22 protein-coding genes and 2 pseudogenes are annotated in these 21,662 nt (G+C 61.2%); 11 read left to right on the top strand and 13 right to left on the bottom strand.

Going from position 1 to position 21,662, the window contains the following annotated elements; translation table 11 throughout:
* Positions 1 to 69: 69 nt before the first annotated feature.
* Positions 70 to 984 carry a DUF808 domain-containing protein gene (locus AC1RP7_RS19530; protein ID WP_493181699.1) on the bottom strand — a complete coding sequence of 305 codons (915 nt, stop codon included), beginning with the start codon at positions 982 to 984 and terminating at the stop codon, positions 70 to 72.
* A gap of 134 nt (positions 985 to 1,118) precedes the next feature.
* On the opposite strand from AC1RP7_RS19530, the gene AC1RP7_RS19525 reads away from it, so the two are divergent.
* Entirely contained in the window at positions 1,119 to 1,727 is a 609-nt protein-coding gene (locus AC1RP7_RS19525) for a TetR/AcrR family transcriptional regulator (RefSeq protein ID WP_150814896.1), read from the top strand.
* A gap of 111 nt (positions 1,728 to 1,838) precedes the next feature.
* Here AC1RP7_RS19525 and AC1RP7_RS19520 read toward each other — a convergent pair whose 3' ends face one another.
* Together AC1RP7_RS19520 and AC1RP7_RS19515 are read right to left on the bottom strand one after the other, a co-directional pair.
* Complete coding sequence (locus AC1RP7_RS19520; RefSeq protein WP_493181698.1) at positions 1,839 to 2,297, bottom strand: REP-associated tyrosine transposase; 459 nt, start codon at positions 2,295 to 2,297, stop codon at positions 1,839 to 1,841.
* 213 nt (positions 2,298 to 2,510) lie between these two features.
* Complete coding sequence (locus AC1RP7_RS19515; RefSeq protein ID WP_015096201.1) at positions 2,511 to 2,951, bottom strand: GlcG/HbpS family heme-binding protein; 441 nt, start codon at positions 2,949 to 2,951, stop codon at positions 2,511 to 2,513.
* Between the two features lie 268 nt (positions 2,952 to 3,219).
* Between AC1RP7_RS19515 and gcl the strand changes: the two genes are divergently transcribed.
* From gcl to AC1RP7_RS19475, 8 genes are all read left to right on the top strand, one after another.
* Positions 3,220 to 4,995, top strand: coding sequence for a glyoxylate carboligase (gene gcl / locus AC1RP7_RS19510; protein WP_057715848.1), 1,776 nt, complete (start codon positions 3,220 to 3,222; stop codon positions 4,993 to 4,995).
* Between the two features lie 61 nt (positions 4,996 to 5,056).
* Positions 5,057 to 5,839 carry a hydroxypyruvate isomerase gene (gene hyi / locus AC1RP7_RS19505; protein WP_090453874.1) on the top strand — a complete coding sequence of 261 codons (783 nt, stop codon included), beginning with the start codon at positions 5,057 to 5,059 and terminating at the stop codon, positions 5,837 to 5,839.
* A gap of 156 nt (positions 5,840 to 5,995) precedes the next feature.
* Positions 5,996 to 6,889, top strand: a complete 894-nt coding sequence (locus AC1RP7_RS19500; RefSeq protein ID WP_493181696.1) for a 2-hydroxy-3-oxopropionate reductase — start codon at positions 5,996 to 5,998, stop codon at positions 6,887 to 6,889.
* A gap of 162 nt (positions 6,890 to 7,051) precedes the next feature.
* The gene (locus AC1RP7_RS19495) at positions 7,052 to 8,332 is read left to right on the top strand and encodes a glycerate kinase type-2 family protein (protein ID WP_057715851.1); all 1,281 of its coding nucleotides are present in this window, start codon (positions 7,052 to 7,054) and stop codon (positions 8,330 to 8,332) included.
* Positions 8,322 to 9,737: a pyruvate kinase gene (gene pyk / locus AC1RP7_RS19490; protein WP_090453871.1), complete on the top strand. Its 1,416-nt coding sequence runs from the start codon at positions 8,322 to 8,324 to the stop codon at positions 9,735 to 9,737. Before AC1RP7_RS19495 ends, pyk begins: the two co-directional genes overlap by 11 nt.
* Positions 9,738 to 9,882: 145 nt before the next feature.
* The gene (locus AC1RP7_RS19485) at positions 9,883 to 10,797 is read left to right on the top strand and encodes an urea transporter (RefSeq protein ID WP_493181695.1); all 915 of its coding nucleotides are present in this window, start codon (positions 9,883 to 9,885) and stop codon (positions 10,795 to 10,797) included.
* A gap of 21 nt (positions 10,798 to 10,818) precedes the next feature.
* Complete coding sequence (locus AC1RP7_RS19480; RefSeq protein WP_090453869.1) at positions 10,819 to 11,643, top strand: ion transporter; 825 nt, start codon at positions 10,819 to 10,821, stop codon at positions 11,641 to 11,643.
* A gap of 91 nt (positions 11,644 to 11,734) precedes the next feature.
* Positions 11,735 to 12,733, top strand: a complete 999-nt coding sequence (locus tag AC1RP7_RS19475; protein ID WP_102669706.1) for a sulfate ABC transporter substrate-binding protein — start codon at positions 11,735 to 11,737, stop codon at positions 12,731 to 12,733.
* A gap of 129 nt (positions 12,734 to 12,862) precedes the next feature.
* Here AC1RP7_RS19475 and AC1RP7_RS19470 read toward each other — a convergent pair.
* Positions 12,863 to 12,958 (bottom strand): annotated as a pseudogene (locus AC1RP7_RS19470) (hypothetical protein); the annotation flags it as partial.
* Between the two features lie 169 nt (positions 12,959 to 13,127).
* Between AC1RP7_RS19470 and AC1RP7_RS19465 the strand changes: the two are divergent.
* A complete protein-coding gene (locus tag AC1RP7_RS19465; RefSeq protein WP_493181693.1) occupies positions 13,128 to 14,333 on the top strand; it encodes an MFS transporter in 1,206 nt (401 codons plus the stop codon).
* A 60-nt stretch (positions 14,334 to 14,393) separates the two neighbouring features.
* Positions 14,394 to 14,678: pseudogene (locus AC1RP7_RS19460) on the top strand (LysR substrate-binding domain-containing protein); the annotation flags it as partial.
* Positions 14,679 to 14,692: 14 nt separating this feature from the next.
* Here AC1RP7_RS19460 and phnN read toward each other — a convergent pair.
* The 9 genes from phnN to AC1RP7_RS19415 all read right to left on the bottom strand — a co-directional run bounded on the left by phnN (position 14,693) and on the right by AC1RP7_RS19415 (position 21,643).
* Complete coding sequence (phnN, locus tag AC1RP7_RS19455; RefSeq protein WP_218497258.1) at positions 14,693 to 15,244, bottom strand: phosphonate metabolism protein/1,5-bisphosphokinase (PRPP-forming) PhnN; 552 nt, start codon at positions 15,242 to 15,244, stop codon at positions 14,693 to 14,695.
* A gap of 406 nt (positions 15,245 to 15,650) precedes the next feature.
* Positions 15,651 to 16,058, bottom strand: a complete 408-nt coding sequence (locus AC1RP7_RS19450; protein ID WP_079246789.1) for a hypothetical protein — start codon at positions 16,056 to 16,058, stop codon at positions 15,651 to 15,653.
* A 14-nt stretch (positions 16,059 to 16,072) separates the two neighbouring features.
* Positions 16,073 to 17,275: a c-type cytochrome biogenesis protein CcmI gene (gene ccmI, locus AC1RP7_RS19445; RefSeq protein WP_493181691.1), complete on the bottom strand. Its 1,203-nt coding sequence runs from the start codon at positions 17,273 to 17,275 to the stop codon at positions 16,073 to 16,075.
* Positions 17,268 to 17,741 (bottom strand): cytochrome c-type biogenesis protein, encoded by a 474-nt coding sequence (locus AC1RP7_RS19440; protein ID WP_489340020.1) that lies wholly within the window; start codon positions 17,739 to 17,741, stop codon positions 17,268 to 17,270. Before AC1RP7_RS19440 ends, ccmI begins: the two co-directional genes overlap by 8 nt.
* On the bottom strand, positions 17,738 to 18,274 hold the full coding sequence (locus AC1RP7_RS19435) for a DsbE family thiol:disulfide interchange protein (protein WP_218497129.1): 537 nt from the start codon (positions 18,272 to 18,274) through the stop codon (positions 17,738 to 17,740). Before AC1RP7_RS19435 ends, AC1RP7_RS19440 begins: the two co-directional genes overlap by 4 nt.
* Positions 18,271 to 20,259, bottom strand: a complete 1,989-nt coding sequence (locus AC1RP7_RS19430; RefSeq protein WP_493181689.1) for a heme lyase CcmF/NrfE family subunit — start codon at positions 20,257 to 20,259, stop codon at positions 18,271 to 18,273. Before AC1RP7_RS19430 ends, AC1RP7_RS19435 begins: the two co-directional genes overlap by 4 nt.
* A gap of 3 nt (positions 20,260 to 20,262) precedes the next feature.
* Entirely contained in the window at positions 20,263 to 20,718 is a 456-nt protein-coding gene (gene ccmE, locus AC1RP7_RS19425) for a cytochrome c maturation protein CcmE (protein ID WP_008052305.1), read from the bottom strand.
* Positions 20,715 to 20,891, bottom strand: coding sequence for a heme exporter protein CcmD (ccmD, locus tag AC1RP7_RS19420; RefSeq protein ID WP_057715863.1), 177 nt, complete (start codon positions 20,889 to 20,891; stop codon positions 20,715 to 20,717). Before ccmD ends, ccmE begins: the two co-directional genes overlap by 4 nt.
* The gene (locus AC1RP7_RS19415) at positions 20,888 to 21,643 is read right to left on the bottom strand and encodes a heme ABC transporter permease (protein WP_102669713.1); all 756 of its coding nucleotides are present in this window, start codon (positions 21,641 to 21,643) and stop codon (positions 20,888 to 20,890) included. Before AC1RP7_RS19415 ends, ccmD begins: the two co-directional genes overlap by 4 nt.
* Between the last annotated feature and the right edge of the window lie 19 nt (positions 21,644 to 21,662).

The following is a 21,662-nucleotide window of genomic DNA, read 5'->3' as shown; positions in this document are numbered from 1 at the left end:
ACACCGCCATCGTGAGCGAGCTCGCTCCCACAGTTGTTATGTACTGCAGATAAATCCTCTATTCGCGCTTCAGCCTTTCAGGACTTTCCAGATCTTGCCGGCAGCCATCACCCCAACCAACACCACCGCCCCCGCCACAATCCCCGCTACTCCATTGAGCAACGTCGGTACGATAAACCCGGCACCACCCGCCCCCGCGCTGACACTTTCGATCCAGTGATGCACCACCGGCACGCCGTGGGTCAGGATGCCGCCGCCGACCAGGAACATCGCCGCGGTGCCGATCACCGACAGGCTTTTCATCATGTACGGAGCCGCACGCAAAATCCCGCCACCGATGCTCTTGGCCATCTGACCAGGCTTCTGGGTCAGCCATAGCCCCAGATCATCGAGTTTGACGATACCCGCTACCAACCCGTAGACACCGACAGTCATGACGATGGCGATCCCCGACAGCACGACGACTTGCTGGGTCAGCGCCGACTCGGCGACGACGCCGAGGGTGATGGCGATGATTTCGGCCGAGAGAATGAAGTCGGTACGGATCGCGCCCTTGATCTTGTCCTTTTCAAACGCCACCAGATCCACCGCCGGGTCTGCCACAGCTTCGACCAATTCGGCATGTTCAGCCTGATCTTCAGCCTTGCTGTGCAGGAACTTGTGGGCGAACTTCTCAAACCCTTCAAAGCACAGATAGGCACCGCCGACCATCAACAGCGGTGTGACCAGCCACGGAATGAACGCACTGATCGCCAGCGCCGACGGCACCAGGATCAGTTTATTGATGAACGAACCCTTGGCGACCGCCCAGACCACCGGGATTTCCCGTTCGGCACGCACGCCACTGACTTGCTGGGCGTTGAGCGCCAGGTCGTCACCGAGTACGCCGGCCGTTTTCTTGGCGGCCATTTGGGTCATCAAGGACACGTCATCCAGCACGGTCGCGATGTCGTCGATCAGCACCAGCAAACTGCTTCCTGCCATGAATCAGGTTTCCTTCTGCAATGAATGCGCAGCAGCATAGCGCGACATAAGAGCCTACGGTGCATTCTTGAGCGCCGCGCGAGGCCGGTGATACCATGCGCAACCGCCAGAACAGGCAAGGAATCACCCGGTTTATGAGCACTATCCGCGAGCGCAACAAACAACTGATCCTGCGTGCCGCCAGTGAGGAATTCGCCGACAAAGGCTTCGCTGCGACCAAAACCAGCGACATCGCAGCCAAGGCGGGATTGCCAAAGCCCAACGTCTACTACTACTTCAAGTCCAAGGAAAACCTCTACCGCGAGGTTCTGGAAAGCATCATCGAGCCCATCCTGCAGGCCTCGACACCGTTCAATCCGGACGGCGAGCCCGGTGAAGTGCTCAGCGGCTACATTCGCTCGAAAATCCGCATCTCCCGCGACCTGCCTTTCGCCTCCAAGGTGTTCGCCAGCGAAATCATGCACGGCGCCCCCCACCTGAGCAGCGATCTGGTCGAACAGCTCAATGGCCAGGCCAAACACAACATCGAGTGCATCCAGACCTGGATCGACCGCGGGCAAATCGCCCCCATCGATCCCAACCACCTGATGTTCAGCATCTGGGCCGCGACCCAGACCTACGCCGACTTCGACTGGCAAATCACCGCCATCACCGGCAAGGCCAAGCTGGATGAAGTGGACTATGAAGCGGCGGCGCAGACGATTATCCGGTTGGTACTCAAAGGGTGTGAACCCGAGCGGTAGACCGCAGCGCCGGCTTTCGCGAGCAGGCTCGCTCCCACGGGGGATTGGTGGGCGCTGAAAATCCAGTGTGGGAGCGGGCTTGCTCGCGAATGGCGGCAACTCGGTTTTAAATCAAACCCAGATCGCATCCCACAATGGATAGTCGCCAAGCTTCTCGACCAGCCCTGCCCGCAACGGGTTAGCCACAACATATCGAGCCAGCTTTACCTGGTTTTCCTCTTTTCGCAGCGCATGATCATGAAAGCCTTGCTGCCAAAGGCTACCTGTTCTTCCGAGCGCCGAATTGACTGCACGAGTGCTCAGGGATTTCGCCTGACACATCAATTGCGCCAGCGTCCCCTTTTGCAACTGAATCAACCAATGAAAATGATCGGGCATGACCACCCAGGCCAACGACTCGGCAAATCCCTCGCTCTGGGCTTGCCTGAACTGATATACAACCAACCTTCCCAAGGTGTAATCCCTGAAAACGGGCTCTCGCGTTAGTGTGTTGGCAGTCAGTAGATAGATGCGATTTTGCTCGGCGTAGCGGCCGATGCGTAGGCGGTGTGATGCTGACAGCTCAGGCATTCCTTGCCCTCTCTCATGTTGAAGTCATGAAAAGGCTAGTTCAGCGACTACAGGATAGTGGGGTAGACCTTTAGCTGGATATGTCTGGGAGATCGCCTTCGCGAGCAAGCCCGCTCCCACACTTGATCGCTGACGTTCACAAAATTTGTGTACGCAAAAAATCCAATGTGGGAGCGGGCTTGCTCGCGAAAGCGGTAGTTCAGTCAGCGAAGATCAAGCCGCCACCCCCGCATCCGCCACCAACCCCAACGCCTCGATGGCATTGATCGCGCACTGCTCGTCGACATCCGACAGATCGCCGCTGATCCCCACCGCCCCCAGCACGTTCCCGTCCTGATCGCGAACCAGCACACCACCCGGTGCCGGCACGACGCTGCCCTGCCCCAGGCTGTTCAACGCGGCGATAAACGCCGGGCGTTGCTGGGCGTCCAGCGCCAGCAGGCGCGACCCCTTGCCCAGCGCGATGGCGCCCCAGGCTTTGCCGATGGCGACGTGCGGGCGCAGCAGGCTGGCGCCGTCTTCGCGTTGCAGGGTGATCAGATGCCCGCCGGCATCCAGTACTGCGATGGTCAAGGGTGCCGCAGCGATTGCACGCCCGGCGGTGATGGCCTCGTTGACCAGGTTGACTGCGACTTTCAAGGTTAAAGCGCTCATGGTGCCGTCCTCATTTTGTTTTTCGGAAAGTCGGTGGACTGCGCCGTTGTGCCGCAGCCCGATGCAACAAATAGAACACAATGAATTATTTTTTTGTATACAATAATCATCGAAAGGCGCCACATGCGACGAAAAGCCACAGCAGAACCGGCTTCCGACGAATGAAACAAGCGCTTGAGAAAATGGATTGACCTGCGCCGTCCGCCGTGAATACACTCTGCGCAAAGCCACTTGTATACAATTACAAAACGTAAAGAGGCACAAAACCATGAGCAAAATGAGAGCAATCGAAGCCGCCGTTCTGGTGATGCGCCGCGAAGGGGTCGATACCGCTTTTGGCATCCCGGGTGCCGCCATCAACCCGTTGTACTCCGCCCTGCAAAAGGTCGGCGGCATCGATCACGTACTCGCTCGCCACGTTGAAGGCGCCTCGCACATGGCCGAGGGCTACACCCGCACCAAGGCCGGCAACATCGGCGTGTGCATCGGCACTTCCGGCCCTGCCGGTACCGACATGGTCACCGGGCTCTACAGCGCCTCGGCCGACTCGATTCCAATCCTCTGCATCACAGGCCAGGCACCCCGCGCCCGTATGCACAAGGAAGACTTCCAGGCTGTCGATATCACCACCATCGTCAAGCCAGTCACCAAGTGGTCGACCACCGTCATGGAACCGGGCCAGGTGCCTTACGCGTTCCAGAAAGCTTTCTATGAAATGCGCTCCGGCCGTCCGGGCCCGGTGCTGATCGACCTGCCGTTCGACGTGCAGATGGCCGAAATCGAATTCGACATCGACGCCTACCAGCCACTGCCATTGGCCAAGCCGAGCGCTACCCGCGTCCAGGTGGAAAAAGCCCTGGCCATGCTGGATCAGGCCGAGCGCCCATTGCTGGTGGCCGGTGGCGGTATCATCAACGCCGACGCCGCCGACCTGCTGGTGGAGTTCGCCGAACTGACCGGTATTCCAGTGATCCCGACCCTGATGGGCTGGGGCGCCATCCCGGACGATCACCCGTTGATGGTGGGCATGGTTGGCTTGCAGACCTCGCACCGCTACGGCAACGCCACCATGCTCAAGTCCGACGTGGTTCTGGGCGTAGGCAACCGCTGGGCCAACCGTCACACCGGTTCCGTTGACGTGTACACCGAAGGCCGCAAGTTCATTCACGTTGATATCGAACCGACCCAGATCGGCCGCGTGTTCACCCCGGACCTGGGCATCGTTTCCGACGCTGCCGCCGCGCTGACCGTGTTCATCGAAGTCGCTCGCGAATGGCAAGCCGCCGGCAAGCTGAAGAACCGCAGCGCCTGGTTGCAAGACTGCCAGCAGCGTAAAGCCAGCCTGCAGCGCAAGACTCACTTCGACAACGTGCCGGTCAAGCCGCAACGCGTTTACGAAGAAATGAACCAGGTGTTCGGCAAAGACACCTGCTACGTCAGCACCATAGGTCTGTCGCAGATTGCCGGCGCGCAGTTCCTGCACGTCTACAAGCCGCGTCACTGGATCAACTGCGGTCAGGCAGGCCCTCTGGGCTGGACCATTCCGGCAGCACTGGGCGTGGTCAAGGCTGATCCGAACCGTAAAGTCGTGGCCCTGTCGGGGGACTATGACTTCCAGTTCATGATCGAAGAATTGGCAGTGGGCGCGCAGTTCAAGCTGCCGTACATTCATGTGGTGGTAAACAACTCGTACCTGGGTCTGATCCGTCAGGCGCAGCGCGGTTTCGACATGGATTACTGCGTACAGCTGTCGTTCGACAACCTGAACGCGCCGGAACTCAACGGCTACGGTGTGGACCACGTCGCAGTTGCCGAAGGCCTGGGCTGCAAGGCACTGCGTGTGTTCGAACCGGCTCAGATCCAGCCTGCCCTGCGCAAGGCCCAGGAGCTGATCGAAGAGTTCAAGGTTCCGGTGATCGTCGAGATCATCCTGGAGCGCGTGACCAACATTTCCATGGGTACCGAGATCAACGCCGTCAACGAATTCGAAGACCTGGCGCTGGTCGGCGACGATGCACCGACTGCGATTTCGTTGCTTGATTAACTTGTAGGATCGCTCCCACAGGGATCCGGGAACGCTCACCATACATATTCAGGAGACCACCATGCCGCGTTTCGCAGCCAACCTGTCCATGCTGTTCACCGAACAGGACTTTCTTGCCCGTTTCGAAGCGGCCGCCAAAGCCGGCTTCAGTGGTGTCGAATACCTGTTCCCGTACGACTTCAGCTCCGCCGAAATCAAGGCCCAGCTCGATGCCAACGGTCTGACCCAAGTGCTGTTCAACCTGCCGGCCGGCGACTGGGCCAAGGGCGAGCGCGGTATCGCCTGCCTGCCGGACCGGGTCGAAGAGTTCCGTGCCGGTGTCGACCTGGCCATCGCTTACGCGCAAGTGCTGGGCAACACCCAGGTCAACTGCCTGGCCGGTATTCGTCCGCAGGGCTTTGACGATGCCACCGTGGAGAAAACCTTCGTCGCCAACCTCAAGTACGCGGCCGACAAGCTGCAAGCGGCGGGCATCAAACTGGTGATGGAAGCGATCAACACCCGTGACATTCCAGGTTTCTACCTGAACAACACGGCGCAAGCCCTGTCGATTCGCGAGCAGGTCGGCAGTGCCAACCTGTTCCTGCAATACGACATCTATCACATGCAAATCATGGAAGGCGATCTGGCCCGCACCCTGCAATCGCACCTGGGCGAGATCAACCACGTGCAGCTCGCGGACAACCCGGGGCGCAACGAACCAGGCACCGGTGAAATCAACTACCGCTTCCTGTTCGAACACCTGGACCGCATCGGTTACCAGGGCTGGGTCGGTTGCGAATACAAGCCGCTGACCACCACTGAAGCGGGCTTGGGCTGGCTCAAGACCCATAACGCAATCTGATGTAGATCCCTGTGGGAGCGAGCTTGCTCGCGATAGCGGTGGAACAGTCGACATCGATGCTGAATGTTATGGCCCCATCGCGAGCAAGCTCGCTCCCACAAAGAGCAGTACTCCCCTATTTGCTTGAAGCAGCAATAAAAACAAGAGGATTTTCTCATGGCTAAAATCGGATTTATCGGCACCGGCATCATGGGCCACCCAATGGCGTTGAACCTGCAGAAAGCCGGTCACAGCCTGTTCCTGTCGGCCCACCACGACCCTGCGCCTGCCGACCTGGTCGCCGCTGGCGCCGTTGCCCTGGCGAACCCGAAGGAAGTCGCCCAGGAAGCCGAATTCATCATCGTCATGGTGCCGGATACCCCACAGGTCGATGACGTACTGTTCCGCGCTGATGGCGTTGCCGCCGGTGTTGGCAAAGGCAAAGTGGTGATCGACATGAGCTCGATCTCGCCGACCGCCACCAAGGCTTTCGCAGCAAAGATCAACGAAAAAGGCGCGCAATACCTCGACGCCCCGGTCTCTGGCGGTGAAGTCGGCGCCAAGGCCGCGACCCTGAGCATCATGGTTGGCGGCGATGCCGACGCCTTCGAGCGCGCCCTGCCACTGTTCCAGGCCTTGGGCAAGAACATCACCCTGGTCGGTGGCAACGGCGACGGTCAAACCGCCAAGGTGGCCAACCAGATCATCGTGGCCCTGAACATCCAGGCCGTGGCCGAAGCCCTGCTGTTCGCTTCGAAAAACGGTGCCGATCCGGCCAAGGTGCGTGAAGCACTGATGGGCGGTTTCGCGTCCTCGAAGATCCTCGAAGTGCACGGCGAGCGCATGATCAAGGGCACCTTCGATCCAGGCTTCCGCATCAGCCTGCACCAGAAGGACCTGAACCTGGCCCTGCAAGGCGCCAAGGAGCTGAACATCAACCTGCCGAACACCGCCAACACCCAACAAGTGTTCAGCACCTGCGCGGCCATCGGTGGCAGCAACTGGGACCACTCGGCGCTGATCAAGGGCCTGGAACACATGGCGAACTTCTCGATTCGCGATAAGAAGTAAGCCCCTGCCCGAAACTGCATCAAACCTGTGGGAGCGAGCTTGCTCGCGATGAGGCCCTGACTATCAACATCCATGTTGACTGACACACCGCTATCGCGAGCAAGCTCGCTCCCACAGGAACCCGAGTTGCCCTTCAAATAACAAGAATTCCGGGAGCCCGCCATGTCGGTCGATCCGCAACAATTGCTGCGCGAGCTGTTTGCCACAGCCATCGATGCGGCGCATCCGCAACAAGTCCTCGAAGCCCATTTGCCTGCCGACCGCAGCGGCCGCGTGATCGTCATTGGCGCTGGCAAAGCCGCAGCCGCCATGGCCCAGGTGGTCGAGCGCTGCTGGCAGGGTGAAGTGTCCGGCCTGGTGGTGACCCGCTACGGTCACGGCGCACCTTGCGAAAAAATCGAAGTGGTCGAAGCCGCACATCCGGTACCGGACGCTGCAGGTCTGGCGGTGGCCAAGCGTGTGCTGGAACTGGTCAGCGACCTGAACGAATCCGACCGCGTGATCTTCCTGCTCTCCGGCGGTGGCTCTGCCCTGCTGGCACTGCCGGCCGAAGGCATCACCCTGGCCGACAAGCAGTCAATCAACAAAGCCCTGCTCAAGTCCGGCGCCACCATCGGCGAGATGAACTGCGTGCGCAAGCACCTCTCGGCGATCAAGGGTGGGCGTCTGGGCAAAGCCTGCTGGCCTGCCACGGTTTATACCTATGCGATTTCCGATGTGCCGGGCGACCTCGCCACGGTCATCGCCTCAGGCCCTACCGTGGCCGACCCGAGCACGTCGGCCGAAGCGCTGGCGATCCTCAAGCGCTACGCCATCGAGGTTCCGGCTTCGGTGCGCGCCTGGCTGCAAAGCCCCGAATCGGAAACCGTCAAACCCGGTGACCCGAGCCTGGCACGCAGTCATTTCCAGTTGATCGCCCGCCCGCAGCAATCCCTTGAAGCGGCGGCGGTGAAATGCCGTCAGGCCGGGTTCAGTCCGCTGATCCTCGGCGACCTTGAAGGCGAATCCCGCGAGGTGGCGAAAGTCCACGCCGGCATCGCACGGCAGATCGTCCTGCACGGTCAGCCGCTGGCGGCGCCCTGCGTGATTCTCTCGGGCGGTGAAACCACCGTCACCGTGCGCGGCAATGGCCGTGGCGGGCGCAACGCCGAGTTCCTGCTCAGCCTGACCGACAGCCTCAAGGGCCTGCCCGGCGTCTATGCGCTGGCCGGTGACACCGACGGCATCGACGGTTCCGAAGACAACGCCGGCGCGATCATGACCCCGGACAGCTACGCCCGCGCCGCGGCAAAGGGCCTGAGCGCCAGCGACGAGTTGGATAACAACAACGGTTACGGCTACTTCGAGGCGCTGGACGCCCTGATCGTCACTGAGCCGACCCGTACCAACGTCAACGACTTCCGCGCCATTCTGATCCTTGAGAGCACTAAACATGACGCCTGATAAAAAGGTCAAAATCCTCGCCACGCTCGGCCCGGCCATCGACGGCATCGATGCCATCCGTGAACTGGTGCTGGCCGGGGTCAACATCTTCCGTCTGAACTTCAGCCATGGCGATCATGCTGACCACGCCCAGCGTTTCCAGTGGATTCGTGAAGTCGAGCGTCAGCTCAATTATCCATTGGGCATCCTGATGGACCTGCAAGGCCCGAAACTGCGGGTCGGCAAGTTCGCCGAAGGCAAGGTGCAACTGGTTCGCGGCCAGGCCTTGCGCCTGGACCTCGATGCCACGCCGGGCGATGAGCGCCGGGTCAACCTGCCCCACCCGGAAATCATCGCCGCGCTGGAGCCGGGCATGGACCTGCTGCTGGACGATGGCAAGTTGCGTCTGCGGGTGGTGACCAAGTACGCCGACGCCATCGACACCACCGTGCTCAATGGCGGCGAACTGTCGGACCGCAAAGGCGTGAACGTACCGCAAGCGGTGCTCGACCTGAGCCCGCTGACCGCCAAGGATCGCCGCGACTTGGCCTTCGGGCTGGAGCTGGGTGTGGACTGGGTGGCGCTATCGTTCGTGCAACGTCCCGATGACATCCGCGAAGCCCGTACCCTGATCGGCGACAAGGCGTTCCTGATGGCCAAGATCGAGAAGCCCTCGGCCGTCGAGCAACTGCGCGAGATCGCCGAATTGAGCGACGCGATCATGGTCGCCCGGGGTGACCTGGGCGTGGAAGTGCCGGCCGAAAGCGTGCCGCAGATCCAGAAGAACATCATCAGCACCTGCCGCCAGCTCGGCAAACCGGTGGTGGTCGCCACTCAGATGCTGGAGTCGATGCGCTTCTCACCCGCGCCAACCCGCGCCGAAGTCACCGATGTGGCCAACGCCGTGGCCGAAGGTGCGGACGCGGTGATGCTGTCGGCGGAAACCGCATCCGGCGAATACCCGCTCGAAGCCGTGCAGATGATGAGCAAGATCATCCGCCAGGTGGAAAACGGTCCGGACTATCAGACTCAACTCGACGTCAGCCGGCCGAAAGCCGAGGCGACTGTTTCCGATGCGATCAGCTGCGCCATTCGCCGTATCAGCAACGTGTTGCCGGTGGCGGTGCTGGTCAACTACAGCGAGTCCGGTGCGTCGAGCCTGCGTGCGGCGCGGGAGCGGCCGACGGTGCCGATCCTCAACCTGACACCGAACCTGCAGACCGCCCGTCGCCTGAGCGTGGCGTGGGGCGTGCACTCGGTGGTCAACGACCGCCTGCGTCAGGTCGATGAAGTCTGCTCGACGGCACTGGAAATTGCCCAAGCCCAGGGCATGGCGCAGCGTGGCGACACACTGCTGATCACCGCAGGTGTGCCCTTTGGCCAGCCGGGGTCGACTAACTCTCTGCGTATCGAGACATTGATCTAGCGCCTGTACCGGCCTTATCGCGAGCAAGCTCGCTCCCACATTGGTTTTGTGTCGTTCACGGAACCAAGACTGAACAAAGATTCAGTGTGTGAGCGAGCTTGATCGCGATGCAGGCAACCCGGTCCCACTGACTTTCAGACCTGCCATGCCTGCCAACCATTTCAACACCCACTGCCCCGACTGGGCCGAAGCCTTGCTCAACGGCTTCAGCCAGATCTTTCTCCAGCGCAATCCGCTGTGCGGCCTGCTGTGCGTCCTGGCCATTTTGTTCACGGCGCCCGCCTTGCTCGGCGGCGCCTTGCTCGGTGGTGTCGCCGGGCTGCTCACCGCGCAACGCCGAAACTATGCCAAGGCTGATCGTCAGGCCGGGTTGTTCAGCTACAACGGCGTGCTGCTCGGACTGTTGCTGAGCCTGTATTTCCCCTGGTCGGCGATGATGCCGCCACTGATTCTGGCCGCCGGTGGCCTGAGCGCGATGGTCACCCAACAGTGGCTCAAGCGCGTCCGGTTCAGCCAATACCTGCCGGCCTACACCGCGCCCTTCGTTGGGCTGGGCTGGTTGCTGCTGTGCTTCGCCACGCCCTCGACAGAGCCGCACTTGATCGAAGTCAGCACCCTGAACATGCTCGCCGCGCCACTCAAAGGCCTCGGCCAGGTGATGTTCCTCGGTCATCCGCTGGCCGGTGCGATGATTGCCGCCGGTTTGCTGATCGCTGATCGCCGCGCATTCTGCTGGGCATTGTTGGCCTCAGTCGCGGGCATGGGCTGGAGCCTGCTGAACCACGATTTCTATACCGCACTGCTCGGCCTCGGTGGCTATAACGCCGTGCTGACCGCCCTCGCCTTCAGCTCGCAGCGTCGCCAACCGTGGCTGCCGCTGGTTGGCATCGGCCTGGCGCTGCTGCTGACGCCGCTGTTTGCCGCCATCGGTCTGCCCACCCTGACCGCGCCGTTCATTCTTGCCGGCTGGCTGATTCGCAGTGTTATTCAAATGCTCGGCAAAGCCACAGTCGAAAGCGCGCCTTGCGCTCCCGGGGAGAATCAACCTAGGCTGCGCTGATTTGCGGCCAAGGCGATGTGCATGATCAGCAACGACACGTGGCGAAATCGCCTGTACGTGATTATTTTCCAGACCGACACCGTCGCCGGTCGACGCTTCGACTCCACCCTGCTGCTGATCATCTTCGCCAGCCTGGTAGTCGTGATTCTGGACAGCATCGATGACGTTCACCAGCACTACGCCAGCCTGCTGGCGTACATCGAGTGGGGCTTCACGGCGATCTTCCTCGGCGAGTACATCCTGCGCCTGTACTGCTCGCCCAAGCCCCTGCGCTACGCCTTCAGTTTCTATGGGCTGGTGGACCTGCTGGCCATCGTGCCCGGCATCCTCGCGCTGTACTACAGCGATGCCCAGTACCTGCTGATCATCCGGGTGATCCGGATGCTGCGGATCTTCCGCGTGCTCAAGCTCGGCCCGTACCTCAAGCAAGCTCATTACCTGCTCGATGCCCTGCGTGGCAGCAAGCAGAAGATCCTTGTGTTCCTGCTCAGCGTCTGCACCCTGGTGACGGTGTTCGGCACCCTGATGTATGTGGTCGAAGGCCCGCAACATGGCTTCACCAGCATTCCCAAGGGCATTTACTGGGCTATCGTGACGTTGACCACCGTCGGTTACGGCGACATCGTGCCCAAGACCGCACTGGGTCAGGTCATCTCGTCGATGGTGATGATCACCGGTTACTCGATCATCGCCGTGCCCACCGGGATCTTCACCGCCGAACTGGCCACGGCCATGCGTGGCGGCCAGTTGCAGCACCACTGCCCGGTGTGCGCCAAGGACAGCCATGAGCCGGAGGCGTCGTTCTGCTCCCGTTGCGGTAATGCGCTGTTCAGGAAACGGGAATAAGCAAAGAGCTTTTTAATCTTTAAAGGACTATACGAGCCCAGTTATAGTCGCTGGCAAATTGCCCCACTTTTAATAGAACAAGGAATGCGCAGTGAAAAAACTCTTTGGCGCCTCGCTTATCGCCGCTGGCCTGGCCCTGGGCAACATCGCCCAGGCTGCACCGACCCTGCTCAACGTTTCCTACGACGTGATGCGCGATTTCTACAAGGACTACAACACTGCGTTTCAGAAACACTGGCAAGCCGAGCATAACGAAAACATCACCCTGCAAATGTCCTTCGGCGGCTCCAGCAAACAGGCGCGTTCGGTCATCGACGGCTTGCCCGCTGACGTGATCACCATGAACATGGCCACCGACATCAACGCCCTGGCGGACAATGGCAAACTGGTCCCGGACAACTGGGTCACGCGCCTGCCGAACAACAGCGCGCCGTTCACCTCGGCCACCGTGTTCATCGTGCGCAAGGGCAACCCGAAAGCCCTGAAAGACTGGCCGGACCTGCTCAAGGACGGCGTTCAGGTCATCGTGCCAAACCCGAAAACCTCCGGTAACGGTCGCTATACCTACCTCTCGGCCTGGGGCTACGTGCTGAAAAACGGCGGCGACGAAAACAAGGCCAAAGACTTTGTCGGCAAACTGTTCAAGCAAGCGCCGGTGCTGGATACCGGTGGCCGCGCCGCGACGACTACTTTCATGACCAACCAGATCGGCGACGTGTTGGTGACGTTCGAGAATGAAGCGGAAATGATCGCCCGCGAGTTCGGCCGTGATCAGTTCGAAGTCATCTACCCAAGCGTTTCCGCCGAAGCCGAGCCACCGGTGTCGGTGGTCGACAAGACCGTCGACAAAAAAGGCACCCGTGCAGCGGCCGAGGAATACCTGAAGTACTTGTGGTCGCCGGAAGGTCAGGAGATTGCCGCGGCAAACTACCTGCGCCCGCGTGACCCAGCCGTGCTGGCCAAGTACACCGACCGTTTCCCGAAAGTAGACTTCCTGTCGGTCGAGAAGACCTTCGGCGACTGGCGCACCGTGCAGAAGACCCACTTCAATGATGGCGGGGTTTTCGACCAGATCTACAGCGGCAAGTAATCGACTGAAACACTGCAACTTCTATGGGAGCGAGCTTGCTCGCGATGACAATTGAACAGTCAGCATCGTCGTTGACTGCCATTACGCTATCGCGAGCAAGCTAGCTCCCACAGGTTCTGCGACATCCCGCTACATCGGCGGCGTCACGCCATCCTTGCCCGCCGAAATGGATTGGGCGGTGAGCGTGCCGTCAGCGCCCGGCGTCACAAAGGTCACGATCTTCACGAACAAGATGTAAGTGAATGTATCATTCACCCTCGATATTCTGACGCAAGACACACGCGTTCGTCAGTCATTCCGCAATGGAATGATTGCTATCACTCCAATCCCACTTCCGCCGTTTCAGTCAGCCCATTAGCCTGCGCGCATTCCTTTCCGTACAGCGAGACCCGTTATGAACCCAGCGACCCAGGTGTCCCAAGGCACCGCGACAATGACCCGAGGCATGGTGCTGCTGTTCGCCTTCTGCTGCGGCGCCATTGTCGCCAATATCTACTACGCCCAGCCGATCATCGGCCTGATCGCGCCGGACATTGGCCTGACCAACACCATGGCCAGCCTGATCGTTTCCTTGACTCAGATCGGCTATGCGCTGGGACTGTTTTTCCTGGTGCCGCTGGGGGATCTGCTGGAGAACCGCCGGTTGATGATCATCACCACGCTGGTGGCAATTGTCAGCCTGCTAGGTGCGGCGTTTACCGACCAGCCGAACGTGTTTTTGCTGATTTCGCTGTTGGTGGGCTTCAGTTCGGTTTCGGTGCAAATCCTGATTCCGTTGGCCGCGCACCTGGCACCGGAAGAAACCCGTGGTCGTGTGGTGGGCGGGATCATGGGTGGGTTGTTGCTCGGCATTCTGCTGGCCCGACCGGTGTCCAGCGTGGTGGCCGACCACTTTGGCTGGCGGGCGATGTTTGTGATTGCCGCAGTGTTGATGGCGGCCATCAGCATCGTGCTGGCCGTAACCATTCCCAAGCGTGAGCCTGATCACAGCGCGTCCTATGGCCAGTTGCTGGGCTCTCTGTGGACGCTATTGCGCAAGCAACCGGTCCTGCGCCAGCGTGCGTTTTACCAGGGCTGCATGTTTGCCACCTTCAGCCTGTTCTGGACCGCCGTGCCGCTGGAACTGGCGCGCAATCACGGTTTGTCGCAAAGCGAGATCGCGATCTTCGCCCTGGTCGGGGCCATCGGCGCCATTGCTGCCCCGATCGCCGGTCGCCTGGCCGATGCCGGTCACACCCGCATCGCATCGTTGCTGTCCCTGCTGTTTGCCAGCTTGAGTTTCATGCCGGCGTTTATCCATCCGGCCTACAGCGTCATCGGCCTGGCGGTGACCGGCGTAGTGCTCGACTTCTGCGTGCAGATGAACATGGTCCTCGGCCAGCGTGCGGTCTACGCCCTCGACGGCAAAAGCCGCAGCCGCCTGAATGCGCTGTACATGACCAGCATCTTCATCGGCGGCGCCTTCGGCTCTTCGGTGGCCAGCGCGGTGTACGAACACGGCGGCTGGTTGTGGATCGTGATCGTCGGCAGCGCTTTTCCGCTGTTGGCGTTGTTGCGGTTCTTGAGTGTTTCGCAGAAGGCTTCGCTGGCGACGGCGTAAGCCTCAAAACCCGGTCGGATCGCCGCCCGGAGCAGGCTCGCTCCCACAGTGGATCGGCCGTTCAACAAGGCCGGCGAGGAGCAATCGGTCATCGTCAGCGGCCGGATCCGCGTCAATGCCGCCGAAGGCCTGCGAGAAGCCGTGCTGGCCCACCAAGGGCTGGCCATGGCCTCGCAATGGATGTTTGCGCCGGAACTGGCCGACGGTTCGGTTCGGGAAGTGATGAAGGACTGGGCACTGCCGGACCTGGATTTGTGGACGGTTTTCCCTACAGGGAGAATGGCCAGCGCCAACGCTCGGGCATTCGTGGAGTATGTGCAGGGGTTGTTGGCCTGGAAGGCCTGACAGGCAGCCGGGAGTTACTCGTCAATGCAGACCAGCAACCGTTCGACCGTTTGCTCAAGCGGCCCTGAGTTGTCGAGCAAGTGCACGGCCGGGTCCTCCGCCAGCAATTGCTCGCTGAATCGGGCATTGCGTGCCAACCGCTGATCGATCTCGATCGGCGATTCCCGCCTGCGTTCCAGCAAGCGCTGGCGCAGTACTGCCTGATCCACAGTCAACAACAGCACCAACGCGTTCGGATAGCGCTGGCGCGTGTTCTGCAAATGCCCTCGAGAGCCATTGATCAGCACGTCCTGCCCGGCGGCCAGCCAATCGTCGATTTCCCGCGGGATGCCATAGGACAACCCGTTGGCGTGCCAGCTCAGGGCAAACGCGCCCTGGGCCTCCATTTCGGAGAACTGCTGTTCACTGACGCCCAGCGCCGCTTCGCCCACGGCCTCCGCCGAGCGCGTGATGACCCGCCGCACGACGCGGCAGCCGCGTTCGGCCAACCGTGTTCGCGCGGCATCCAGCAGGCTGTCCTTGCCCGAACCTGAAGGCCCGATGAGATAGATCAACCTGCCCGCCATCAAACCACCCTCTTCATTTTTCGACCTGTTTGCCGGCCCCACGGCAGACCGTCCTGATTGCGCTTGCGCCAGATCAGCCCGCAGGCCCCGCGTATGATCCATCACCGACACAGGTTGCACCAGCGGGTTTTCCGACGGGTCACGGTATACGCTGAGGGTGTCCTCGCAGCGCAGGTCAATCCGGCGTTGGAGGCTGTGGGTGCTTGGCTTGCCTGCGATGACGGAGTGTTTTTTACCGGTGTACATATCCGTTTCTGCGGTCACGGCCATTTAGGGTTCCGCCCTTATGTATGGACTCATTCAGGCCGCCATCGCGAGCAAGCTCGCTCCCACAGAATTCAGCAGTGACCCACCCATCACATTCCGGCAGGCACAAAAAAGGCGACCCGAAGGTCGCCTTTTTGCGTTACTGCCCGAATTTCCGCCCCAGGCCACCCGGTACACCCTGGATGTCAGTATCTTCCCACGGCCCTTGCGGACTAATCGACCGACTCCAACCATTATCCCAGCGGTAATAGGTACGTTGGCGATAAAAGGTATTGGGCTGGTCATCAAGCACATACACCCCAAGCTTCGGATCCCAATGGCTATTGCCCCCCGGTGGTGGCGCGAAGCTGGCAGAAGTGCGTGGCAACGGCTTGGAGGGTTTGGCCGGGATGGTCGGCTTGCTCGGTACAGGCGACGTCGATGGCGTGGGGCTGGGCTGCGACGGCGGGAACGGTGGTGGTGCCTGATGTTCCGTTGGTTGCTGGACCGCACAAGCGCTTAACCCCAAAACAGCGCTGAGCAGGGCAATACGAGCAATGGCGGTCATGGTGGCGTTTCCTGTTATTTATCCGGGCTGTCGATGGTCAGTGTCTGCGGCGCGGTGGTGCTGCTGGCCAGGGGCTGGCTGCGACCAATCCATTCGCCGGCGGTCGGTTTGCCGGCACGGGAAATGCGCGCAACCAGTTGGACTTCAGGGAAGTTCGACAGTTTCAATTGCGGCATCATTGCGTCGGCGTCGCCCAGTTCGACGGTCACCGGCAGGTCGGCCACGGTCATGCGCTTGACCGCCAGCGGGGCCGGAGGACCGGAGATCGCACGGGCGAAGATGAACACGCTGTCGCCAGGCTGGACCTTGGATTTGAGGTCCGCGGCCAGATCGACACTGACCTTGAGCAACGCCGAGGGCTTGGCCGCCGGTGCTTGTGCAACCTTGCCGCCACTGGCCACCAGCTTCTCCGTGGCCCGGGTAATTCCGCCTTGCAGCGCCTCGCGGGACTTGTCCTCCGGCGGCAGCTGCGCCAACAGGCGATTCCAGTAATCGATGGCGTCCTGATAACGCTCGCTTTCAAACGCGGCAATGCCAAGCAGGCCAAGGCTGGTAACTTCTTTCGGATCGGCCTTGAGCGCTTCGTCGGTCAGGGCCTGGACCTTGTCCGACCACTTCTTGCCATCGGCGAAGTACTGGGCCTGGGCCCATTGACCGAGCAACTCGGGCTGGCGGCCGGCCAGGCTCACGGTGCGTTCGAACATCTTCGCCGCGTCCGCCGGACGATCCTGAGCCATGTAGGTGCGACCGAGGAAATACATGCCTTCAGCGGAATCCGGTTGAGCGGCGACCGCACGTTCCAGGCGCCGCGTCATCTCTTCCATCGACTGGGGTGCCTGGGAGAATTCGCGGGTCAGTTCGACCTTGTCGCTGGCACCGAAATGCAGATACAGGCCCAGGCCCAGCACCGGCACCAGAATGGCCGCCAGCAACGGCAAGGGTTTGCCCAGACGCGACACCCGTGGCGCTTCAGCGCCTTCGGTGTCCGCCAGCAACTCACGGGCAGCTTCGGCGCGACCGGCGTCCATTTGCGCGGCATCGAGCACGCCCTCTTCCTGCTGAGTCTGCAACTCAGTCACGCGCTCCTGATACAGCGCGACGTTCAGGGCGGTACGATCCTCTTCGCGCTGGGCGCGACGGCTGCGCAGCACCGGGATCAACAGAAAACTCAGGGCAACCAGAAGCAGCAGACCTGCAGCGAGCCAGAAATCAATCATTCTTGGTTTTATCCAACAGGTGGTCGAGGCGCGAGCGCTCCTCGGCAGAAAGCGAGTCCGGGGTGCCGGCGCGTTGCACGCGACGACGGCGGACGATCACCGCGATGATCACGACACCGCCCAGCAGCAGGCCGGCGGGGCCAAACCAGAGCAAGGCGGTCTTGGCGTTCAGCGCAGGCTTGTAGCGGACGAAATCACCGTAGCGATCGACCATGAAGTCGATGATCTGCTGGTTGTCCTTGCCCTCGCCGAGCATGCGGTAAATCTCTTTGCGCAGGTCGGCGGCAATCGGTGCGTTGGAATCGGCGATGTCCTGATTCTGGCACTTGGGGCAACGCAGCTCCTTGGTCAACTCGCGGAAACGCTCGCGATCTTCTTCCTTGGCGAACTCGTAGGTGTCGATGGCCGCGTGGGCCACGCCCGCCAGGCTCAAGCCCAGGACAACGGCAGCGATCCAGCGCTTCATGGCTTGGCCTCGTCGACCAGCGCCTGGTACTTGCCCGCCAGTTTTTCACGCCAGACCTGCTCGTCGATCACGCCGACGAACTTGTCACGGATGATCCCCTTGGCGTCGATGAAGAAGGTTTCCGGTGCGCCATACACGCCGAGGTTCAGGCCCAGCGAGCCTTCGTCGTCACGAATGTCCAGCGCATACGGGTTGTGGAAGTCCTTCAGCCACTTCAAGGCATCAACGTTGACGTCCTTGTAGTTGATGCCGTAGATCACCACGCCCTGCTGGGCCAGTTTGTTCAACACCGGGTGCTCGACCCGGCAGGAAATGCACCAGGTGCCCCAGACGTTGACCAGCGCCGGTTTGCCCAGAATGTCAGCGCGGGTCAGGGTCTTGTCGCCCTGCACCGACGGCAGGGAAAACTCCGGGAACGGCTTGTTGATCATGGCCGAAGGCAGCTCGGCCGGATCCAGGTACAACCCACGGTAAAGGAATACCGCGACCACCAGAAAAATCGCCAGTGGCAGCAACATCAACCAACGCTTCATGCAGTGGCTCCCGACATGCCCAGTGCTTCGCGCACGCGGCTTTTGACCTTGACCCGATAACGCCGATCCAGCGCCGCCAGCAACCCGCCTGCACCTGTCAGCAAGCCGCCGAACCAGATCCAGCGCACGAACGGCTTGACGTGCACACGCACAGCCCAGGCGCCGTTACCCAGTGGTTCACCGAGGGCGACATAGAGGTCGCGGGTGAAACCGGCGTCGATACCCGCTTCAGTCATCACCGAGTTCTGCACGGTATAGAGGCGTTTTTCCGGGTGCAGCACGCTGATTTCCTTGCCGTTGCGGATCACCCGCACGGTGCCCTTGTCGGAGGTGAAGTTCGGGCCTTCGAAGTGTTTGGCGCCTTCGAAGACGAACTGATAGCCGCCCAGGGCCATGGATTCACCGGGCGCCAGGCGCAGGTCGCGCTCGGCACTGTTCTGGCTCGACAGCACGACACCCAGCGCACACACGGCGATGCCCAGGTGCGCGATCTGCATGCCCCAGTAGCTGCGGGTCAGGGTTGGCAGTCCTTTGATCAGGCCCTTGTGGCGAGTCTTGTCGAAGATGTCACGCACGCCGGCCAGCAACACCCAGGCAGCGAGCATGAAGGTCGCGAGCACGGCCCAGTTGAAATCGCCGTAGGCGATGCCGGCCACTACGGCCAGCGCGGCACTGCCGAGCAGGACCGGGGTGAGCATGCTTACCAGCCATGTCACCGGAGTGTCTTTCCAGCGCACGATCACGCCGACCGCCATCACCACCATCAGCAATGCCATCAACGGAATGAACAGCGCATTGAAGTATGGCGGGCCGACGGACAGCTTGGCGCCGGTCATGGCGTCCAGAATCAGCGGATACAAGGTGCCGAGCAGAATCATCGACGCGGCCACCACCAGCACCAGGTTGTTACCCAGCAGCAGTGTTTCCCGGGACCAGAGGTTGAAGCCCACCTGGCTCTTGACCACCGGCGCGCGCAGGGCGAACAGCGTCAGCGAACCACCGACCACGAACAGTAGGAAAATCAGGATGAACACCCCGCGCTCCGGGTCGGACGCAAAGGCGTGCACCGAGGTCAGCACGCCGGAACGCACGAGGAAGGTGCCCAGCAGACTCAAGGAGAATGCGGCGATGGCCAGCAACACGGTCCAGCTTTTGAACACGCCACGTTTTTCCGTGACCGCCAACGAGTGAATCAGTGCGGTGCCCACCAGCCATGGCATGAACGAGGCGTTTTCCACCGGGTCCCAGAACCACCAGCCACCCCAGCCGAGTTCGTAGTACGCCCACCACGAACCGAGGGTGATGCCGATGCCGAGGAACGCCCAGGCCACGATGGTCCACGGACGCGACCAGCGCGCCCAGGCAGCATCCAGGCGACCGCCCATCAGCGCGGCGATGGCGAAGGCGAAGGCCACCGAGAAGCCGACGTAGCCCATGTACAGCATCGGCGGGTGAACGATCAGGCCGATGTCTTGCAGCAGCGGGTTGAGGTCGGCACCGTCGGTGGGCATTTGCGGCAGGATGCGCTTGAACGGGTTGGAGGTCATGATCAGGAACAGCAGGAAACCGGTGCTGATCATGCCCATCACCGCCAGCACGCGGGCCAGCATGACCTGCGGCAATTGCCGGGAAAACACCGATACCGCAAAGGTCCAGCCGCCGAGAATCAAGGCCCACAACAGCAGGGAACCTTCGTGGGCACCCCACACGGCGCTGAACTTGTAGTACCACGGCAAGGCACTGTTGGAGTTGTTGGCCACATAGGCCACGGAGAAATCGTCGACCATGAAGGCGTAGGTCAGGCAACCGAAGGCGAACAGCAAGAACGCGAACTGCCCCCACGCGGCCGGCTGGGCCAGGCTCATCCAGAAGCGGTCACCGCGCCAGGCACCGACCAATGGCACCACGGCCTGAACCAGCGCGAAACACAGCGCCAGGATCATGGCCAGGTGGCCCAATTCGGGAATGAAGATTCCAGCTGTCATCAGTTAGCCCTCTTTCGCGGGAGTGGGTGCCGACTGGCCGCTGTCTTTCAACGCCTTGGTCACTTCCGGCGGCATGTACTTTTCATCGTGCTTGGCCAGCACTTCATCGGCCACCACCACACCATCGGCATTGAGCTTGCCCAAGGCGACGATGCCCTGCCCTTCGCGGAACAGGTCCGGCAGGATGCCGCGATAAGTGATGGTCACGGATTTGTTGAAGTCGGTGACGACAAACTTCACGTCCAGCGAGTCGCCGGAGCGCTGCAAGGAACCGGCTTCGACCATGCCGCCGGCACGGATACGCGTGTCCTGCGGGGCTTCGCCGTTGGCGATCTGGGTCGGTGTGTAAAACAGGTTGATGTTCTGCTGCAGGGCACTCAGGGCCAGGCCAACGGCAGCGCCGACCCCGACCAGGATCGCGAGAATGATGATAAGACGCTTTTTACGCAGCGGATTCACTTGCCATTCTCCCGGCGCAGACGGCGCGCCTCTTGTTGCAGATACCGCTTGCGGGCCAGGATCGGCGCCGCCACGTTGAGGGCCAATACCGCCAGGCAGATGCCATAGGCTGACCAGACATACAGGCCATGATGACCCATGGCGACGAAGTCGCCGAATGAAGCAAAACTCATCGAGCGACCTCCAGGCTGTTTTCGACTTCGGTTTTGACCCAACTGGCCCGGGCTTCGCGCTTGAGCACTTCAAGACGCATGCGCAGCAGCAGGACCGCGCCGAAGAAACAGTAGAAACCCAGCGCCGTCAGCAGCAGTGGCAGCCACATCTCGGCTGGCATCGCCGGTTTTTCGGTGAGGGTGAAGGTCGCGCCCTGGTGCAGGGTGTTCCACCACTCCACCGAGTACTTGATGATCGGGATGTTGATCACACCAACGATCGCCAGCACCGCACAGGCCTTGGCCGCGCTGTCACGATTGCTGATGGCGTTGCCCAATGCAATGAGACCGAAGTACAGGAACAGCAGGATAAGCATGGACGTAAGGCGTGCATCCCAGACCCACCACGAGCCCCAGGTCGGCTTGCCCCAGATCGCCCCGGTGACCAGCGCCACGGCGGTCATCCAGGCGCCGATGGGTGCCGCGCATTGCAGGGCGACGTCGGCCAGTTTCATCTTCCACACAAGGCCGACGATGCCGCACACGGCCAGCATCACGTAGATGGACTGCGCCAGCATGGCGGCCGGAACGTGGATATAGATGATGCGGAAGCTGTTGCCCTGCTGGTAGTCCGGCGGCGCGAAGGCCAGGCCCCAGACCACGCCAACGCCGATCAGCAGCAACGCCGCGACGCTCAGCCAGGGCAGCATTTTGCCGCTGATGCCGTAAAACCATTTGGGCGAGCCAAGCTTGTGAAACCACGTCCAGTTCATACTGTTTCCATCACGGTTG

The sequence above is a fragment of the Pseudomonas sp. GW822-FHT01E03 genome (genome assembly GCF_058802985.1).
Note: the sequence above shows the minus strand (reverse complement) of the source record. Positions and strands in the feature narration are given on the sequence as shown.